The organism is Pseudomonas sp. AL10 (assembly GCF_029960685.1).
GTDB lineage: Bacteria > Pseudomonadota > Gammaproteobacteria > Pseudomonadales > Pseudomonadaceae > Aquipseudomonas > Aquipseudomonas lactis.
In genome coordinates this window covers 1-19,876 of record NZ_JASBQZ010000055.1, presented here as the reverse complement: position 1 = coordinate 19,876, position 19,876 = coordinate 1, and the positions used below count along the sequence as shown (strand labels likewise).

Sequence of the window (19,876 nt, the reverse complement as noted above, 5' to 3'; positions counted from 1 at the left end):
AGCCAGCTCCCACATTTGACCTTCATACCGCCCAATAGCTCGCAGTCCGCAACATGGCCTTCCCGACAGCCTTTTTCCAACCGGAACAAGCTGTTACTGTACCGATCATAAAGCCCAAGCCGCCCGGATCGGATCTCTGACTTGAAGCGTCCCCTCCTTCTACTAATAAGCCTGGCCTTGAGCTTTGCGGCGAACGCGACGATCACCGAGAGCCACGGTTATGCGCAGTTCGGCACACTCAAGTACCCGGCCAAATTCACCCATTACGATTGGGTAAACCCTGCAGCGCCCAAAGGCGGGACATTGCGGGTGATGGCATTTGGCACCTTCGATACGCTCAACCCCTACACCTTCAAGGGTTCAAGCCCGGTTTCCACCGCCAACTTCCTGCAGTACGGCGTCAACGAGCTCAATGAACCCTTGATGGTGGGCACCGGGCAATACGCGCCGTCCGGAGATGAACCCACCTCCAGTTATGGCCTGATCGCCCAGTCGGTGGAATACAGCGAAGACCGCAGTTGGGTGGTATTCAACCTGCGCCCCGAAGCGCGCTTTCACGACGGCAAGCCGATCACCGCCGATGACGTAGCGTTCTCCTATCGCACCCTGCTGACCGAAGGCCACCCGCAGTACCGCACCAACCTGCAGGAAGTGGCCCGGGTCGACATTCTCAACCCTCACCGTATCCGCTTTGTGTTCAAGCGCGCCGGCAACCCCTTGCTGATCCTGCGCCTGGGCGAGTTGCCGGTGCTGCCCCAGCACTATTGGAAAAACCGTGACTTCAAGGCCACCACCTTCGAGCCGCCCCTGGGCAGTGGGCCTTATCGCATCACCAAGGTTGCGCCTGGGCGGCAACTGGTGTTTGAACGGGTCAAGGATTACTGGGGCAAAGACCTGCCGGTCAACCAGGGTTTCTATAACTACGACAAGGTCGAAGTGGAGTTCTATCGCGACAGTGACGTGGCCTTTGAAGCCTTCAAGGCCGGTGAATTCGATATTTATATCGAGCATCAGGCCAAAAACTGGGCCACAGGCTACACCTTCCCGGCGGTCAACCGCGGCGATGTGATCAAGGCGCAGATCGCCCATCAGATCCCCACTCAAAGCCAGGGCCTGTTCATGAATACCCGGCGACCGGCGTTCAGCCAGGCCAAGGTGCGCGAAGCCCTGGGGTTGATGTTCGATTTTGAATGGACCAACCGCACGCTGTTCAGCAGCGCCTATAAGCGTTCGGTGAGCTATTACCCCAACAGTGAATTCTCGGCCACCGGCCTGCCCGTGGGCCATGAGTGGTTGATGCTCTCGCCCTACCGCGACCAACTGCCGGCCGCGCTGTTTACCCAGCCGTTCAACCTGCCGCACACCGACGGCCGCGGCATCCCCCGCGAAACCCTGCGCCAGGCCCTGGCCCTGCTCGGCGAGGCCGGCTGGAAACTGTCGGGGCAGCGCCTACTGGATAAGGACGGGCAACCGCTGCGTCTGGAAATCCTGCTGGTCAACCCGAACCTTGAGCGCATCCTGCAACCTTATGTCGAAAATCTGACCCGCATCGGCATCGACGCCCGCTTGCGCACCGTTGACCGCGCACAGTACAAACAGCGCCTCGATCAATTCGATTTCGACATGATTCTGATGACCCTCAACCAGACCTTGAGCCCCGGTCTTGAGCAGTGGCAGTACTTCCACTCCAGCCAGGCCGCAATCAAGGGCAGCAAGAATTACGCCGGTATCGCCAACCCGGTGGTCGACCACCTGCTGGACCAACTGCTGGCGGCGCAGACCCGCGAAGAACAACTGGCCGCCGGCCGCGCCCTGGACCGGGTGCTGCTGTGGCAGCACTACAGCATTCCCAACTGGTACCTCAACTATCATCGCCTGGCGTACCGCAACCGGTTCGCCTTTGTCACCACGCCGCCCTATAGCCTGGGCCTGAGCGCGTGGTGGCTGAAAGCTTCGGAGAAAGCCCAATGATGTCCTTGCGTACTACCCTGCTCGCCAGCCTGTTGCTGTGCACCGCGGCGCACGCCGCGCCACAACATGCGCTGACCCTCTACAACGAGCCCCCCAAGTACCCCGCCGACTTCAAGCATTTTGACTACGTAAACCCCGACGCCCCCAAGGGCGGCACCTTCCGCGAATCGGCCATGGGCGGCTTCGACAGCCTCAACCCCTACATCAGCAAGGGCGTGCCGGCGGATAACCTGCCGCTGATCTACGACACCCTGGCCATGCAGAGCCTGGACGAACCCATCACCGAATACGGCCTGGTGGCCGGCAAGATCGAAAAAGCCCCGGACAACAGCTGGGTGCGCTTCTACCTGCGCCCCGAAGCGCGCTTCCATGACGGCCACCCGATCCGCGCTGAAGACGTGGTGTTCACCTTCCAGACCCTGATCAAGGAAGGCAACCCGCTGTACCGCAACTACTACGCCGACGTCGATGAGGTGGTGGCCGAAGACCCGTTGCGTGTGCTCTTCAAGTTCAAGCGCACCAACAACCGCGAGTTGCCGCTGATCCTGGGGCAGTTGCCAGTGCTGCCCAAACACTGGTGGGCGAGCCGGGATTTTTCCAAGGGCAACCTGGAAATCCCTCTGGGCAGCGGGCCTTACCAGGTGGCCGAGGTCAAGCCAGGCCGTATGATTCGCTACGAGCGGGTCAAGGATTATTGGGCCAAGGACCTGCCGGTCAATAAGGGCTTCTACAACTTCGATACCCGCATCACCGATTACTACCGCGACAGCACCGTCTCCCTGGAAGCCTTGAAGGCCGGGCAGTTCGACTACTGGCTGGAGTTCAGCGCCAAGAACTGGGCCAATGCCTACAACATTCCAGCGGTGAAAGAAGGCCGCTTGATCAAGGAAGAAATCCCCAACGGCAACCCCACTGGCATGCAGGGTTTTGTGTTCAACATGCGCAAGCCGATGTTCCAAGACGTGCGGGTGCGCAAGGCCATCAGCCTGTTGCTGGATTTCGAATGGAGCAACAAGCAGTTGTTCAACGGTGCCTACACCCGCACCCGCAGCTATTTCGAAAACTCGGAAATGGCCGCCACCGGCCTACCCGGCCCGGATGAACTGGCGATCCTTGAGCCGCTGCGTGACAAGATCCCTGGCGAAGTCTTCACCCAGGCCTTCGAACCGTCCCACACCGACGGCAGCGGCATGATCCGCACCCAACAGCGCGAGGCCTACCAACTGCTGCAAGAGGCAGGCTGGAAGATTGTTGACGACAAAATGGTCGACAGCACCGGCAAGCCCGTGACCATCGAGTTCATGCTGGCCCAGACCGAGTTCGAGCGCATCCTCCTGCCGTTCAAGCGCAACCTGGCAGACCTGGGCATCGACCTGGTAATTCGTCGCGTGGACGTCTCACAGTTCGTCAACCGCCTGCGCTCGCGCGACTTCGACATGCTGGTGGGCAGCTTCCCGCAATCCACCTCGCCGGGTAACGAGCAGCGCGAGTTCTGGAAATCCTCCAGCGCCGACAAGCCCGGCAGCCGCAACTACATGGGCCTCAAGGACCCCGCCGTCGACCAGTTGGTGGAGGAGTTGATCGACGCCGGTTCGCGCCAAAGTCTGATCGCCCACGCCAGGGCGCTGGATCGTGTGCTGCAGTTTGGTTACTACGTGATTCCCAACTGGCACATCAAGACCTTCCGCGTCGCGTACTGGGACCACCTGGGCCACCCCAAGGTCTCGCCACGCTACGACGTCGGCACCGCGACCTGGTGGGCTAAACCCGACGTCAAACCAGCGGTATCCCTCGACACCACACAGAACGCCGATGCGGCGAGCGGAGGCAATTGAATGCTGGCCTATATTGCTCGCCGCCTGTTGCTGATCATCCCCACACTGTTCGGGATCTTGCTGATCAACTTCGTCATCATCCAGGCCGCGCCCGGCGGCCCGGTGGAGCAAATGATCGCCAAGCTCGAAGGCTTCGACGGCGCCACCAGCCGCATTGCCGGCGGCGGAGCCGAAGTCGCGGTGGCCGGCTCCAGCTACCGTGGCGCCCAGGGCCTGGACCCGACGCTGATCAAGGAAATCGAAAAGATGTACGGCTTCGACAAGTCGGCGCCGGAACGCTTGTGGATCATGGTCAAGAACTACGCCCAGCTGGATTTCGGTGACAGCTTTTTCCGCGACGCCAAGGTCATCGACCTGATCAAGGAGAAGATGCCGGTGTCCATTTCCCTGGGGTTATGGAGCACCCTGATCATGTACCTGGTGTCCATCCCCCTGGGGATCGCCAAGGCCACGCGCCACGGCAGCCATTTCGATGTGTGGACCAGCTCGGCGATCATCGTCGGCTATGCGATACCGGCGTTCCTGTTTGCGATCTTGCTGATCGTGGTGTTTGCCGGTGGCAGTTATTTCGACTGGTTCCCATTGCGCGGGCTCACGTCCAACAACTTCGACGAGTTGAGCTGGGGCGGCAAGATCCTCGATTACTTCTGGCACCTGGCGCTGCCCGTCACCGCCCTGGTGATCGGCAACTTCGCGACCATGACCCTGCTGACCAAGAACAGTTTTCTCGACGAGATCAACAAGCAGTACGTGGTCACCGCCAAGGCCAAGGGCCTGACCAATCGCCGTGTGCTGTATGGCCACGTGTTCCGCAACGCCATGCTGCTGGTGATCGCCGGTTTCCCTTCGGCCTTCATTGGCATCTTCTTTACCGGCTCGTTGCTGGTGGAAGTGATCTTCTCCCTCGACGGCCTGGGCCTGATGAGCTTTGAAGCGGCGATCAACCGTGACTACCCGGTGGTGTTCGGCACGCTGTTTATCTTCACCCTGCTGGGGCTGATCGTGAAACTGATCGGCGACCTCACCTACACCCTGGTCGATCCGCGTATCGACTTTGCCAGCCGGGAGCATTGAGATGAACCTGTCCCCCCTCAATCGCCGCCGGTTCGAGCGGTTCAAGGCCAACAAGCGTGGCTGGTGGTCGCTGTGGCTGTTCCTGGTGCTGTTCGTGCTGAGCCTGGGCGCCGAGTTGATCGCCAACGACAAGCCCCTGGCGGTGCACTTCGACGGCGGTTGGTACTTCCCGGCGCTCAAGCGCTACCCGGAGACCACCTTCGGCGGTGAATTCCCGTTGGAAGCCAACTACAAGAGCCCCTACATCCAGGAACTGCTCAAGGCCAAGGACGCCTGGACCTTGTGGGCGCCGATTCCATTCAGCTACCAGAGCATCAATTACGACCTGAAAGTCCCGGCCCCGGCGCCGCCGTCCTCGGTCAACCTGCTGGGCACCGATGACCAGGGGCGCGATGTGCTCGCGCGGGTGATCTACGGCTTTCGCGTGTCGGTGCTCTTCGCCCTGACCCTGACCGTACTCAGCTCGGTCATCGGCGTGATTGCCGGCGCCTTGCAGGGTTTTTATGGCGGCTGGGTCGACCTGGCCGGGCAACGTTTCCTGGAAATCTGGTCCGGCTTGCCGGTGCTCTACCTGCTGATCATCCTGGCCAGCTTCGTGCAACCCAACTTCTGGTGGTTGCTGGGGATCATGCTGCTGTTTTCCTGGATGAGCCTGGTGGATGTGGTGCGCGCCGAGTTCCTGCGCGGGCGCAACCTGGAGTACGTGCGCGCGGCGCGGGCGTTGGGCATGCAGAACGGCACGATCATGTTCCGTCACATCCTGCCCAATGCGATGGTTTCGACCATGACCTTCCTGCCCTTCATCCTCACCGGCGCCATTGGCACCCTCACCGCCCTGGATTTTCTCGGCTTCGGGCTGCCGGCAGGTTCGCCGTCGCTGGGTGAGCTGGTGGCCCAGGGCAAGTCCAACCTGCAAGCGCCGTGGCTGGGCATGAGCGCTTTCGCGGTGCTGGCGATCATGTTGAGCCTGCTGGTGTTTATCGGCGAGTCCGCTCGCGATGCGTTCGACCCGAGGAAATGAGATGAATCCGGACAATCTGATCGAAATCCGCGACCTCAGTGTCGAGTTCGTCACCGGCGAGCATCATCACCGGGTGGTCAACCACGTGAGCTTCGACATCAAGCGCGGCGAAACCCTGGCGCTGGTGGGCGAAAGCGGTTCGGGTAAATCGGTCACCGCCCATTCGATTCTGCGCCTGCTGCCCTACCCTCTGGCAAGGCATCCGTCTGGCACCATCGAATATTCAGGGCAAGACCTGCTGACGCTCAAAGAGAAGACCCTACGGCATATACGCGGCAATCGTATTGCGATGATCTTCCAGGAGCCGATGACCTCGTTGAACCCGCTGCACTCCATCGAAAAACAGATCAACGAAGTGCTCGGGCTGCACAAGGGCCTGACCGGCAAGGTCGCCACCCAGCGCACGTTGGAGTTGCTGGAACTGGTGGGCATCCCCGAGCCCCACAAACGCCTCAAGGCGTTGCCCCACGAGCTGTCCGGCGGCCAGCGCCAGCGGGTGATGATCGCCATGGCATTGGCCAACGAGCCTGAGCTGTTGATCGCCGACGAGCCGACCACCGCCCTCGACGTCACCGTGCAGTTGAAGATTCTGGAATTGCTCAAGGAGTTGCAGGCGCGGCTGGGCATGGCGCTGTTGCTGATCAGCCACGACCTCAACCTGGTACGGCGTATCGCCCACCGCGTTTGCGTGATGCAGCAAGGTTGCATTGTGGAGCAGGCCGATTGCGAGACGCTGTTCCAGTCGCCCCAGCATCCCTACACCCAGGAACTGCTCGCGGCGGAGCCCAGTGGCGGTCCCGCCAATAATGAGGTCGGCCCACCGCTGCTGGAGGTGGACGACCTGAAAGTCTGGTTTCCGATCAAGAAAGGCTTTTTGCGCAACACCGTGGATTACGTCAAGGCCGTGGACGGCATCAATTTCAGCCTGCCCCAGGGGCAAACCCTGGGCATCGTGGGTGAAAGTGGCTCGGGCAAATCCACCCTGGGCCTGGCGATTTTGCGCCTGATCGGCAGCCAGGGCGGAATTCGCTTCGAAGGCCAGCAACTGGACCGCCTCAGCCAACAGCAGGTGCGCCCGTTGCGCCGGGAAATGCAGGTGGTGTTCCAGGACCCGTTCGGCAGTTTGAGCCCGCGCATGTGCGTCAGCGAAATCGTCGGCGAGGGCTTGCGCATCCACAAGATGGGCACGCCCGCCGAACAGGAAGCGGCGATTATCGCGGCGCTCAAGGAAGTGGGCCTGGACCCCGAATCCCGGCATCGCTACCCCCATGAATTCTCCGGCGGCCAGCGCCAACGCATCGCCATCGCCCGAGCGCTGGTGCTCAAGCCACGCCTGATCCTGCTGGACGAACCCACCTCGGCCCTGGACCGCACGGTACAACGCCAGGTGGTTGAGTTGCTGCGCGGCTTGCAGGCCAAGTACAACCTGACCTACCTGTTTATCAGCCATGACCTGGCGGTGGTCAAGGCGCTGAGTCACCAATTGATGGTGGTCAAGCAAGGCCAGGTGGTGGAGCAAGGCGATGCCCAGGCTATTTTTGCTGACCCGCAGCACGCGTATACCCGGCAGTTGCTCAAGGCAGCCTTTCTCGTACCTGCCTGACAAAAGGCCAGCCCCTCGCGGTGCTGGCTGATACAAGCCACGGCCTTGCAGGAAACCCCTGCTACGAAGGTGCCGACCGCCACTGTCAACATCCGGCTTTACCCTCAAAACCGGAACCGTACTCATGGAAGACTTTCACGCCCTCGCCCTGACCTGGGATACCGCCCTGCCGGTCACGCTCAAACCTACGAGCACCTTTGTAAGTGAGCGCCAGGCCTTGCTTACGGAGGGTGACCGCAATCTGATCGAGCAACTGACCAGCCTGCTTTGCGCCCCCGCGAGCCAGGCCCTGGCAGCCCCCATACACCCCATACCGATTGCCCCCGGGTCATTGCTGGGTCAATGGAGCGCAGCCTTCGGCAAATCCATCAACGCCAAGGGGTTCAGGGCCTGGGCCGACGCTCAGGGCATTACCCCCAAGAGCCTGCGGGTCCAGAACAGCACCCTGAGCGCCACCGTGGGCAACCAACCCAAAACCTTCAAGATGGCCGACGCGTCCGGCTGGTGGGCCCACGCCAACCCGATTATTTTTATCAGCCAACTAATCGACCCGATGGGGCTGGGTTTGCCGCTGATCGACCCGCAGCCGCAGGCAATCACCCTGACCTGGCCGTTGAACCTGGTACTGGCCTTCCATGGCTTTCCGATGCCCGCCAATCACCTACAGGCCCAGACAATTGTCGAAGAACTCAGGACCCTGGGCCGTTTTCCAGGCTTTGACGATAATGGGCGCAGCAAGTCAATGATCTACGCTGAGTTGACCGAGCAGTCCCAGGACAGCCAGCAACTGGCCGATGCTCTGGCTCTGATTACCCTGGACAGCGAGGCCTATTCGCCTCTGGACATTTATCGCACGCGCCTGCAACTGACGTCCGATTCGCGACTGGCCAGGACCTTGAAACAAGCAGCGAGCCTGCTGCAGGCGATCATGGATGAAAACGATCTGGGCACGAACACGCAAGCAACAACCGGCGTTTACTTCAACTTCCAGCTCCAGCAACTGGCGGTGCCCCACATTGACAATGAGCAAGAGTGGAGCTTCCTTGACCCGGCCAATCACGATGCCCGCTGGGACACGCTGGTGTCGTTGAGCAAACAGTTGGGGCTGGATCTTTATCTCAATCATAGCCTCAGCGTGGCTGCGGCATTGCAGGCCTACGCCATCGAGCGCCCCTGGAGCGTCTCGGCCATCAACGCCCTTGTCGGGCGCTTGCGCCAAGTGCCCAAACCGGCAGTACCGGTGGTACTCAACGCCAGGCGCTCCTTTGCCGAGCTGTACCGTTATCAACACTATGTCGGCGTGTTGAACGACCGTCATACGTTGCACACTGCACTGGCGAAGGCCATCGACGATGGCGCGATGCTAAGTCCCGACGGCCTTGACAGGTTGATCAGCGCCGATCCGGACGCCCTCGAGGCCACCGTCAAAAAAGCCTACGGGCAATTAACTGTCCTGACCGACGACTCAGCCTTCCTGGCCCTGCGCGTTAGCGAGCGCATCGATCCCTCCAGCCACATGATACTGAGCGCCACCGGCAGCCTTAGCGCCTGCGACCTGGACGGCAAATGGGTATCACTGACCGATGCCGTACTGGAACAACCCAGGCTGGCGACGCTGTTACGCCAACTTCAGGATTTGGCAGCCAAGACCGGTGGCTATCTGCGCACCGACAACACGGTGACCCTCGCCCAGGCGTTGAAGCTTTACCACTTCAGTTTGCCCCGCACATTGGAAGAAGCGCTCGTCACGTTACAGCGCCTGGAAGTCATCCAGCCCCTGTCAGTCAGCGATCGTGCCTGGTGGCGTGCTCTCAAACCGTCGACCGGCTGGCAGGCGACGGCGTGGCAGCTGTCGACGTCGGAACGCCAACAAGTCTTGACCATCAGCGACGCATTCATGACGGACAAGGACGGTCTGCTGTTTGAAGTGCTTGGCGGGGTCGACCTGGCCGGCAAGTCCGTCGCCGACGTGCACGCAGAAGCAGACTTTCTCCTGATGCGCGTGCTGGCGTCCTCCTTGGCGCAACAACTGGGTGAACGCCTGTCAAACGCCCTGCACTGGCACGGCGGGCATGCCGGTGAAAGCACCGAGAGCGGCAGTCGCAACGCACTGATCCTGGCCGCGTTGATTTTGAGCCTTGATCCCGAGCCGCACGTGCATCCCACCCGTATCAACTCCATCGACTGGCAGGATGATTACCACTGGGGCGAATCCGCATCTTTCACCCGCCACCAGATCGAAGCCAGCCTGCACGGGCTCAACGCACCGGTCGCAGCCTTGGCCACCCACCTGCTGCTCTGCGGAAAAAGCCCACACTTGCTGGTTCGCGACATTCCCGAATCCACCCCTTGCCAGAGCTCCCAGGCCTGGGTGCTGTTCCGCCAGTACGTAAGCTATATGGAAAAGGTCGTGCAAGGGTCGTCTCGTCAGTTGAGCTATCAGCAGATCATGAGCCTGGCCTACCTACCCCCCGAGGGGACGTGGAAAAACTTCCTGGAGAGTCACGAAGCAGCCGGCCCCGTCCTGGACTGGGCCGAGGCCAATGGCGTACTGGGCACCCAGGCACGTACCGGTTCCCTGGCGTTGAACACCGCACGCCAAGCGCTCAATTTTCAACGTGCACGCCTGGCGTCAACCCTGCGAACATTTGCCCAGCCCATCGTCACTTTGCGCCAGACCGCCCTGCAGGATCTGCGCAAGGTCTACCCCGGCAACCCCCTGCTCGAAACACCCCTGTTGATGTGGCTGCCGGAAAACTCGCCGTTTTCAGAAGAGGGTCGTTTCGAGGATGTACATACCGGCCCCAAGTATTCGTTCGTCGACTTGCACATGGCTGGCAGCCTGGACGCCGCCTCAAATCGCTGGCACTCCTCGAACCCGGCGATCAAATACCGGGAAATGGCCAAGCGCTTTCATCTGCTGGGGCAGATCAACAGCGTATTTTCCACCGCCTTTGACAAGAAGCTGCAGCAGTTGAAGGCCGCTTACGGGGAATCCATTCGTTATTGGCTGTCGCACCTGACCTTACCGCGGCGTGAAGCCATGGAATACGGCAATGTGCAGTTTTTCAGCGTGAGTCGACGGGGGCCGCGCGACTCTACCGAGGTGGGTCGATTGGCTGTGCTGGTGTATGTCGCATATTTCACTGAGCGGTACTTCTATGAATGCTTCCCCAGGCAGATGCTGATTCGCCCAAGACGCGAGCTGAACTACACCCAGGTCATGCGAGCCGTCGACACTGCCACTCACCAAGCCTGGATGCGCTTCGACTGGCAGGCATATGCACACGGAACGCCGCCGGCCAAGGTCGCTCTGACGGCTGTTGATACCAGCCTGGTGCTCAACATGCTCGACCATAAGCTGCCCAGCGCAGACAGCATTCCCGCGCCAGACAGCCTGGGCCGACGCGTCCCCCGCACCTTGGACTCACCACGCAGCTACGCCCTGACGAAGATTATTGTCGAACAGCACTTGTTGCACGACAGCTTGGCTTTGAGCCAGCAAGCCAAGTTGCCGATTAGCCTGCAGGCAGCTGCCAACGGCAGTGACCCCTGGGCCGACTATCTGCGCGACCTGGCGCTCGAACCTCAGGAGGCTTGAACAATCGCGTTTTTTATATAACGCTGCTGGCCTGCTCATTCGATTACCTTCCGGGAGCGCCCGTCCATGACCGCCGTTACAGCACCGTTTTTCTGGCGCGACGAACGCCTGCCGTTCATCGAGGCGCGCACCATTGCCGACGGGCGCAAGGTCACGTATACCCGGCATGCCCACGAGCACTTTTCCATCGGTGCGATCACCACCGGCTGCAGCTATTACCACTACGGCGCGCGCACCTTCGAAATCAGCGCCGGCACCGTGGTGCTGATGAACCCCGGCGATGTGCATGCCTGCAACCCCATCCATGACCAGCCCTGGTCCTATTACATGCTGTACCTCGACACGCCCTGGCTGACCGACCTGCAATACCAACTGGGGTTCAGTACCGACCAGGGCTACCGGCCATTCGACACGCCCCATACCCGCGACACTGCGCTGTACCACGGTTTGCTCGAACTGTACCGCACGCTAGTGGATGATCAGGCCGAACTGCTGCAAAAGCAGAGCACGCTGGTGAGTTACTTCACCGACGTGCAACAGCGCCTGAACCCTTCGCTGACGCCGGTACGCGAGGTCAACCATAAGCTGGAACGCGCCGCCGACTACATTCGTGCCTACTGCACACAGGCCTTGAAACTCGAAGACATCTGCCAGGCCGCCGACCTGTCGCCGTCTTACCTGATCCGCGCGTTCAAGCGGTATTATGGCTTGACGCCCCACGCTTTCATGGTCAACCGGCGCATCCAGTTCGCCCGCAGCCAACTGCGCAATGGCGCGCTGATTGCCGACGTCGCCCTGGCCGCGGGCTTTGCCGACCAGGCGCACTTCCAGCGCACCTTCAAACAACATTTTGCGGCCACGCCGGGGCAGTACCGCGAGAACCTCAAGCCATCAGCAAATAACCCACACTGGCCGCCAGCAACGCGGCCATTGAGCGGTTGAACAGGCGCACACCCTTCGGGTTGTTCAAATAGCGGCGCAAAAACGTCCCCGCATACGCCCAGCACGCCACCGAGAGGTAGCAGATCACCAGGTAAAGCGCGGCAAACAACCACACCTGCGCCGCATCGCCGTCAGCCACAAACAACCCCATGCCTGCCACACACGCCAGCCAGGCTTTCGGGTTGAGCCACTGCATGATCGCGCCATACAGCATCGACGGCGCGGTGTGGGCACCGTCAGCGTCCAGGCGGCCATCGTCCACCGCCAGCTTCCACGCCATATACAACAAGAACGCGACCCCGCCCCAGCGGATCAATTGGATCAGGATCGGCCAACGCACCAGCACTTCATGCAGCCCCAGGCCGATCAGTACCAACAACAAGGTGAAACCTACGGCAGCGCCCAACACATGTTTCTGGCTGGCGACAAAACCGAAACGCGCGCCGGCACTTAACGCGACCACATTGACAGGCCCGGGAGTGATGGACGTGGCCAGGGCAAAAGCGGCCATGGAGAGAATCAAGCTCATTACAATTCCTTGTGTGATGCCAACGATGTTGAGATCACGGTAACGCGCACAAAGACGAGAGGTATTGAAGAAAATGCCCCTTAGTCTTTCAGAACGAGCGAGGATCGTGGATATCAGGTAGATAGGTGTCGGCTTTGATGCCGCCATCGCAGGCAAGCCAGCTCCACAGTTGGCTGGCCTTCTTCTCTTCTGCATCCGATATTTATGCTCACTTCCCAACTTAATAATATTTTATTAATAACTCCCTGCCCCCTAACTTGACGTCATGCCCAAGCTGAATCCAACTGCATTACGCAAGGATAGAGACATGACTGTAGCAATAACAAAAATAGACACGCTGGTGGTTGGCGCAGGTCAAGCTGGCGTGGCCATGAGCGAGCATTTGAGCAAGCAAGGCGTGCCGCACCTGGTGTTGGAGCGCAGCCGCATCGCCGAGCGCTGGCGCACCGGGCGTTGGGACTCGCTGGTCGCCAACGGCCCAGCCTGGCATGACCGCTTCCCCGGCCTGGAATTCGATGACGTCCCCGCCGATGGCTTCGCGCCCAAAGAGCGCGTCGCTGATTACTTCGAAGCCTATGCCCGTAAATTCAATGCGCCGATCCGCACCGGCGTGGACGTCACCTCAGTGGTCCGCAACATCGGCCGCCCCGGCTTTACCGTGCACACCAGCGAAGGCGTGATCGAAGCCAACCGCGTGGTGGCCGCCACCGGGCCATTTCAGAAGCCGGTGATTCCTGGCATAGCGCCCAAAAACACCGTGCTGCACCAGATCCACTCCGCCGACTATCGCAACCCTGGGCAACTGCCCGCGGGCGCTGTATTGGTGGTGGGCGCTGGCTCGTCCGGGGTGCAAATTGCGGACGAATTGCAGCGCTCCGGCCGCCAGGTGTACCTGTCGGTTGGCGCCCATGACCGCCCGCCTCGCGCCTATCGCAACCGCGATTTCTGCTGGTGGCTGGGCGTATTGGGCGAGTGGGACCAGGCGGCGATGAAACCCGGCCGCGAGCACGTCACCATTGCCGTGAGCGGCGCCCACGGCGGCAAGACCATCGACTTTCGCGAGCTGGCCCAGCAAGGCATGACCCTGGTCGGCCTGACCCACGCTTTCAACGGCACGGTGGCAACGTTCCAACCCAACCTGGTGGAAAACCTGGCGCGCGGTGATGAAAACTACCTGGCCTTGCTGGATGCGGCCGACGCCTATATCGAGCGCAACGGCCTCGACCTGCCCCTGGAGCCCGAGGCACGTCGCGTGTTCCCTGACGCTGAATGCATCAAGCAGCCGATCCTGGAGCTGGACCTGGCGGAGGCTGGCATCACTTCGATCATCTGGGCCACCGGATTTGCCGTTGACTACAGCTGGTTGCAGGTAGACGCCTTCGACGCCGCCGGCAAGCCGCAACACCAGCGCGGTGTCTCCAGCGAAGCGGGCATCTACTTCCTCGGTTTGCCGTGGCAATCGCGGCGTGGCTCGTCGTTTATCTGGGGCGTGTGGCACGACGCCAAATACGTGGCCGACCATATCACCATCCAGCGTCAGTACCTTGAGTACCGCGAAGCCGCCCCGGTTGCCCGCCAGTCCCCTGTCAGCGCCTGATCATTTTCCCAGGAGTTTTTTTGATGCCTACCCACACTCGCATTCGCATGTTCAACACCAAAGCAACCTATCCCAACCAGAGCCTGGACAACGACCTATGCCAGGCCGTGCGCGCCGGCAACACCGTGTACGTACGCGGCCAGGTGGGCACTGATTTCGACGGCAACCTGATCGGCCTCGGCGACCCACGGGCCCAGGCCGAGCAGGCGATGAAGAACGTCAAGCAACTGCTGGAAGAAGCCGGCAGCGACCTCAGCCATATCGTCAAGACCACCACCTATTTGATCGACCCACGCTACCGCGAGCCGGTGTACCAGGAAGTCGGCAAGTGGCTCAAGGGCGTGTTCCCGATTTCCACCGGGCTGGTGGTTTCGGCCCTGGGCCAGCCGCAGTGGCTGATGGAAATTGATGTGATCGCGGTTATTCCAGAGTAAGGAGGCTAGCCATGACCTTTTCCATCGTCGGCCGTTGTGCAGAGACCGGCCAACTGGGCATTGCCATCAGCTCATCGAGCATCGCCGTGGGCGCCCGCTGCCCGTGGCTGCGGCCTGGTGTGGGCGCCGTGTCGACCCAGAACATCACCTTGCCGGCTCTCGGCCCGGACGTCCTCGACGGGCTGGAACAGGGCCTGGCTCCCGCCGCCGCCGTCGACAAAGCGCTCACCCGCAACGGCTACAGCCAGTACCGGCAACTCACGGCAATTGACCATCTGGGCCGCAGCGTGCATTTCAGCGGCAGCCAGACCCTGGGTACCCATCACGCGGTGTCGGGCGAGCAATGCGTGGCGGCGGGCAATATGCTCGCCGCCCCTGAAGTGATCACCGCGATGGTCACGGCTTTCGAACAGGGCGAAGGCCAGCTCGCAGACCGCCTGCTGGCGGCCATGCACGCCGCCATCGCTGCCGGTGGCGAAGCCGGCCCGGTGCACTCCGCCGCGCTGGTGGTGGTGGGCGAGTTGACGTGGCCGATCATCAACTTGCGCGTGGATTGGGCCGACGATGCGCCGATTGGCGAATTGCAAAAACTCTGGGACGCCTACCGCCCACAGGTGCAGGACTATATCGATCGCGCCCTCGCCCCCGACCGCTCCCCCGGCTACGGCGTGGCCGGAGACGACCGATGAGCCGCAGCCGCGAACTGCTGGAAACCCTGGTGGGCTTCGACACCACCAGCCGCGAGTCCAACCTGCAATTGATCGAGTATGTGCGCGATTACCTGGCCGGGTTTGGCGTGGCCAGCGAGCTGGTCTACAACGCGCAACGCAGCAAGGCTAACCTGTTTGCCAGCATCGGCCCGGTGGAACTGCCAGGTATCGTACTGTCGGGGCATACCGACGTGGTGCCGGTGGACGGGCAACCGTGGACCCTGCCGCCGTTCACACTGACCGAGCGTGATGGCAAGCTGTTCGGACGCGGCACCGCCGACATGAAGGGGTATATCGCCTGCGTGCTGGCGTTGGTGCCGGCGTTGGTCAAAGCGCCGTTGCGCCTGCCGGTGCATATCGCCCTGTCCTACGATGAAGAAGTCGGCTGCCTGGGCGTGCGCTCGCTGCTCGCGGTTCTGGAACAACGTCCGGTCAAGCCGATGCTGTGCATCATTGGCGAGCCGACCGAACTCAAACCGGTGCTGGGCCACAAGGGCAAGTTGGCGATGCGCTGCGATGTGCAGGGCCAGGCGTGCCACTCGGCCTATGCGCCCTCGGGTGTGAATGCGATAGAACACGCCGCCGAATTGATCGGTGAACTGGGGCGCATTGGCCAGCGGTTACGCGCACGGCAGGACCCACGTTTTGACCCGCCGTTCAGCACGGTACAGACCGGCATGATCAACGGCGGCAAGGCTTTGAATATCGTGCCGGCCGACTGCCGCTTTGACTTTGAAGTGCGCGCCCTGCCCTCCATGGACCCGGGCGAAGTGGCTGAAGAGTTGCAGGCCTACGCGCTGCAGCGGGTGTTGCCGCGCATGCAGGCGGTCAGCACACAGAGTTCGATTCGGTTCACCGAGTTGTCAGCCTACCCAGGACTGGTCACGGATGAGCGCAGCCAGGCGGCGCAGTTGATTGCGGCGTTTTGCGGCTCGCGGGACTTCGGCACCGTGGCGTTTGGTACCGAGGGCGGGCTGTTCGATGCGGCGGGAATTCCCACCGTGGTGTGCGGGCCAGGCAGCATGGACCAAGGGCATAAGCCCGATGAGTTTGTGAGCCTGGAGCAGCTTGATGGCTGCGATGCCATGTTGCAGCGGTTGTTAGGCTTTATCACAACCTGAAGACTCGGTCATCACCCTCTGTAGGAGCGAGCTTGCTCGCGAAAAACGTCAACGATAACGCGTGCATCCTGGATAAACGCGGCGTCCATGAGTTTTTCGCGAGCAAGCTCGCTCCTACCCTATTCAGCCGAGCAAACGTGCAAGCTCTTCGCGGCAGTAGTCGACAAACAACTGCACCGGTTTGGTCAAAGGTGCGCGGCGTAGCCAGACGGCCGACAACCCCGACCCCGTGACCGTTTCCGCCAAGGGGATGCACACCACTTTCTGCCCATCATAGGTGTACTCACTGAACGGTTTGGTCACCAGGATCGAGAACCCGAACCCACGCCCCACCATGCCCCGCACCATTTCGATGGAGGGCGAGCTGAACACGATATTCGGCGTCAGCCCGCGCTCTTCGAAGATGCTCACGAAGTAGGTACGGCTGGGCAACACGTCCAGCAAAATCATCGGCTCCAGCACCAGGTCGGCCAGGGACACCTTGGCCTGCTGGGCAAAGCGGTGATCGGCGGGCAGCAGCGCATAGGGCTGTTGGGGCGGCATCAGCGGCCTGGTCTCGATGGTGCCGCCCAGGTCGTGCTCAAACAGCATCGCCACGTCGATACTGCCCGCCGTCAGTGCCTGCACCAGTTCCTGCTGCTCGCCATCGCGGATGCGGATCTCCACACCCGGCCAGCGCGCCTTGAAGCCGGCGATCAAGCGTGGCAGGTACAACGGTGCCACAGTTTCAAAACAGCCAATGTCGATCTGCCCGGCCACCACATCGTTATCGGCCAGGGCGTTCTGCTCGAACTCATGGGCCACCCGCAACAACTCCAACGCCTTGCGATAAAAGCGCGCGCCGCTGGGCGTGAGGGAAACGCCCTGGGCGTGATGGCGGATAAACAGCTGCACGCCAAAGCTATCTTCCAGTTGCTTGATCGCCGTGGACACCGACGGCTGGGCGATATACAGCTTGCGCGACGCCTCGGCAACGCTGCCGCATTCGGCCGTGGTCACAAAATATCTGAGCTGACGCAGGTTATAGGCCGCCATCGGCACCTCCCTAAACGTGGTGTTTTGCCCCAAACAAGTGCGCAGAAACACCGGTTTTTCAAGCCATTGACGTGCATGCAACATACCGGAGCAAAAAATCTCACGAGATACTTTTTTTAAGGTCTATAGCAACAAACTTACTAATTTACCTGCCTGCGCCCATTGCAGATGATCACTCCAACAACAAAGCGGCGCCCATGCGCCGCACAGCGAAGTACGCCCACGTACTCACCTTGCCTTGGAGCTCGTCATGGTTACCACTGCAACATCCAGCGCCCCGCTCATCGAAAAACACACGATTGGATACGTGCCCCCGCAAGATCGCCATGGAAAGGTAAGAGATCTGTTCACCCTGTGGTTCGGCGGCAACATCGCGCCGTTGCCGATCGTCACTGGCGCCCTGGGTGTACAACTGTTCCAACTCAACCTGGTGTGGGGCATTGTCGCCATCCTTGTCGGCCATTTGGTCGGCGGTGTGTTGATGGCATTGCACTCGGCCCAGGGCCCGCAGATGGGCATTCCGCAGATGATCCAGAGCCGCGCGCAGTTCGGCTCCCTCGGCGCGTTGCTGGTGGTGGTGATTGCCGGGGTGATGTACATCGGTTTCTTCGCCTCCAACATCGTGCTGGCCGGTAAATCCCTGCATGGCGTGGTGGACGCCGTGCCTGTGCCGGTGGGCATCGTTATCGGCGCCATCGGCTCCGGGATTATCGGCATCATCGGCTACCGCTTCATCCACGTACTCAACCGCATCGGCACCTGGGTGCTGGGCGCCGGCATTGTGCTGGGCTTTGGCTACATCTTCACCCATGTGCAGACCACCGATTTTCTAACCCGTGGCAGCTTCAACATCTCCGGTTGGCTGGCCACCGTTTCCCTGGCTGCGCTGTGGCAAATCGCATTTGCGCCCTACGTGTCGGACTACTCTCGCTACCTGCCCGCCGACGTGCCGGTGGCCGCCACCTTCTGGACTACCTACCTGGGCTCGGCGCTGGGGTCGAGCCTGGCCTTCATCTTCGGCGCGGTGGCGGTGCTCGCCACGCCGGTGGGCATGGACACCATGGACGCGGTCAAACTGGCCACCGGCGCCATCGGCCCGTTGATGCTGGTGCTGTTTTTGCTCAGCGTGATCAGCCATAACGCCCTCAACCTGTACGGCGCGGTGCTGTCGATCATCACCCTGGTACAGACCTTCGCCTACAGCTGGATCCCCACTGCGAAAAGCCGTGCAGTGATCTCCATCATCGTGCTGGCCGCCTGCTCGATTGCGGCGGTGTTTGCCTCCCAAGACTTCATCGGTCACTTCGTCGACATGGTGCTGGTGCTGCTCGTGGTGCTGGTGCCCTGGACGGCGATCAACCTCATCGACTTCTATGCGATCCATAAAGGCAAGTACGACATCGCCTCGATCTTCCGCGTGGATGGCGGCATCTACGGCAAGTACAACCCACAGGCGTTGCTGGCGTATGCGGTGGGGATTGCGGTGCAGATTCCGTTCATGAACACGCCGCTGTATGTGGGGCCGATTTCGCAGCACATCAACGGCGCGGACTTATCGTGGGTGGTGGGGCTGGCGGTGACGTCGCCGTTGTACTTCTGGCTGGCGAGCCGGGACAGTGCGTATAAGCGCCGGATGGACAGTGGGAAGTTGGTGGGTGGGGTTTGATACATCCTGTCGGTTGCGCCTGTGCGGTGGTCACTTTATAGTTCGCTCCGTCGCTGGCATTGGTCGGCGATGGGGTTTCGCAGCCCTACAAAATCACTACTAGTACCGTCAAACATGACGCAGCAGATTTTCAGCTGCCTCTCGTTTTATGGCGGTTGTGCGTGGGAGACCTTCTGGTCTGCCGGGTGCTGGTAGTGGTCCCCCGGTCTGCGAACCCGCGCACAGCTGCCACCCATTTGTTTCGCAGCAAAACGGTGGTGTTTTTTCTTTTTTAAGGACCACTACTATGACTGATCAACACCCGCCCCGCCGCTTCACCCCCATGTCCCAAACCGCAACCGACTATCCGGTACTGCTGATCGACAGCGACGCACCGCTCAACGAGTTGCACGCCTGCGCCAGCGAACGCCTCAACGCCGCACTCGCCTACCTGCACTTGATGGCCTGCTCCAACGTATCGGACTATGCCGAGCACGATATCAACACCGTCGCCAATACCGCCCGGATCATGGTCCAGGATGTGGCGGATGTGTTTACGGTGATTGAAAAGCGCGGCCTTGATTCGCCTGCTGTGCAGTAAGTTGTGAGAAAACCCGCCTCGGCGGGTTTTCTGGTTTTTGCGAAGCTCAACCCTACCCGCATCGCCTTCTGTAGGAGCGAGCTTGCTCGCTCCTACAGAAGGCGGTAACCACGATGCGAAGCGAGCCGCTCTTGATCTTGATCTGCTTTTGATCTCA

Annotated in this window: 15 protein-coding genes; 13 read left to right on the top strand and 2 right to left on the bottom strand. The window is 61.0% G+C overall.

The features are described from left to right. Positions 1–141: 141 nt before the first annotated feature. The 7 genes from QK296_RS26815 (at position 142) to QK296_RS26785 (ending at position 12,047) form a co-directional block, all read left to right on the top strand. Positions 142–1,971, top strand: coding sequence for an extracellular solute-binding protein (locus QK296_RS26815; RefSeq protein ID WP_003190691.1), 1,830 nt, complete (start codon positions 142–144; stop codon positions 1,969–1,971). Beyond that, positions 1,968–3,806 (top strand): extracellular solute-binding protein, encoded by a 1,839-nt coding sequence (locus tag QK296_RS26810; protein ID WP_034135394.1) that lies wholly within the window; start codon positions 1,968–1,970, stop codon positions 3,804–3,806. The genes QK296_RS26815 and QK296_RS26810 overlap by 4 nt, the downstream gene beginning before the upstream one ends. Beyond that, positions 3,807–4,880 (top strand): microcin C ABC transporter permease YejB, encoded by a 1,074-nt coding sequence (locus QK296_RS26805; protein WP_169855282.1) that lies wholly within the window; start codon positions 3,807–3,809, stop codon positions 4,878–4,880. Position 4,881: 1 nt separating this feature from the next. Continuing rightward, positions 4,882–5,901 (top strand): ABC transporter permease, encoded by a 1,020-nt coding sequence (locus QK296_RS26800; protein WP_169855281.1) that lies wholly within the window; start codon positions 4,882–4,884, stop codon positions 5,899–5,901. Position 5,902: 1 nt separating this feature from the next. Further along, positions 5,903–7,504, top strand: a complete 1,602-nt coding sequence (locus QK296_RS26795) for an ABC transporter ATP-binding protein (protein ID WP_137205398.1) — start codon at positions 5,903–5,905, stop codon at positions 7,502–7,504. A gap of 124 nt (positions 7,505–7,628) precedes the next feature. After that, positions 7,629–11,105 (top strand): hypothetical protein, encoded by a 3,477-nt coding sequence (locus tag QK296_RS26790; protein ID WP_282391960.1) that lies wholly within the window; start codon positions 7,629–7,631, stop codon positions 11,103–11,105. A 66-nt stretch (positions 11,106–11,171) separates the two neighbouring features. Continuing rightward, positions 11,172–12,047 (top strand): AraC family transcriptional regulator, encoded by an 876-nt coding sequence (locus QK296_RS26785; protein WP_003190684.1) that lies wholly within the window; start codon positions 11,172–11,174, stop codon positions 12,045–12,047. Here QK296_RS26785 and QK296_RS26780 read toward each other — a convergent pair. Beyond that, positions 11,989–12,576, bottom strand: a complete 588-nt coding sequence (locus QK296_RS26780; protein ID WP_003190682.1) for a LysE family translocator — start codon at positions 12,574–12,576, stop codon at positions 11,989–11,991. The two genes, QK296_RS26785 and QK296_RS26780, sit on opposite strands and share 59 nt — an antisense overlap. 265 nt (positions 12,577–12,841) lie before the next feature. Between QK296_RS26780 and QK296_RS26775 the strand changes: the two genes are divergently transcribed. Genes QK296_RS26775 through argE form a run of 4 tightly spaced genes read left to right on the top strand, consistent with a single transcriptional unit; the run spans position 12,842 to position 16,438 of the window. Continuing rightward, positions 12,842–14,173 carry an NAD(P)/FAD-dependent oxidoreductase gene (locus tag QK296_RS26775; RefSeq protein WP_169855279.1) on the top strand — a complete coding sequence of 444 codons (1,332 nt, stop codon included), beginning with the start codon at positions 12,842–12,844 and terminating at the stop codon, positions 14,171–14,173. A 23-nt stretch (positions 14,174–14,196) separates the two neighbouring features. Next, entirely contained in the window at positions 14,197–14,607 is a 411-nt protein-coding gene (locus QK296_RS26770; RefSeq protein WP_003190680.1) for a RidA family protein, read from the top strand. 11 nt (positions 14,608–14,618) lie between these two features. Continuing rightward, complete coding sequence (locus QK296_RS26765; RefSeq protein ID WP_120248281.1) at positions 14,619–15,296, top strand: DUF1028 domain-containing protein; 678 nt, start codon at positions 14,619–14,621, stop codon at positions 15,294–15,296. Beyond that, positions 15,293–16,438, top strand: a complete 1,146-nt coding sequence (gene argE, locus QK296_RS26760; RefSeq protein WP_003190677.1) for an acetylornithine deacetylase — start codon at positions 15,293–15,295, stop codon at positions 16,436–16,438. The genes QK296_RS26765 and argE overlap by 4 nt, the downstream gene beginning before the upstream one ends. Before the next feature lie 123 nt (positions 16,439–16,561). Here the strand turns inward: argE and QK296_RS26755 are convergent, their stop codons facing one another. Further along, positions 16,562–17,473 carry a LysR substrate-binding domain-containing protein gene (locus QK296_RS26755; protein ID WP_169855278.1) on the bottom strand — a complete coding sequence of 304 codons (912 nt, stop codon included), beginning with the start codon at positions 17,471–17,473 and terminating at the stop codon, positions 16,562–16,564. Positions 17,474–17,723: 250 nt separating this feature from the next. Between QK296_RS26755 and QK296_RS26750 the strand changes: the two genes are divergently transcribed. Both QK296_RS26750 and QK296_RS26745 read left to right on the top strand, forming a co-directional pair. After that, the gene (locus QK296_RS26750; protein ID WP_057709831.1) at positions 17,724–19,139 is read left to right on the top strand and encodes a cytosine permease; all 1,416 of its coding nucleotides are present in this window, start codon (positions 17,724–17,726) and stop codon (positions 19,137–19,139) included. Between the two features lie 286 nt (positions 19,140–19,425). Continuing rightward, positions 19,426–19,719 carry a fructose-bisphosphate aldolase gene (locus QK296_RS26745; protein ID WP_094775416.1) on the top strand — a complete coding sequence of 98 codons (294 nt, stop codon included), beginning with the start codon at positions 19,426–19,428 and terminating at the stop codon, positions 19,717–19,719. The last annotated feature ends 157 nt before the right edge of the window (positions 19,720–19,876 follow it).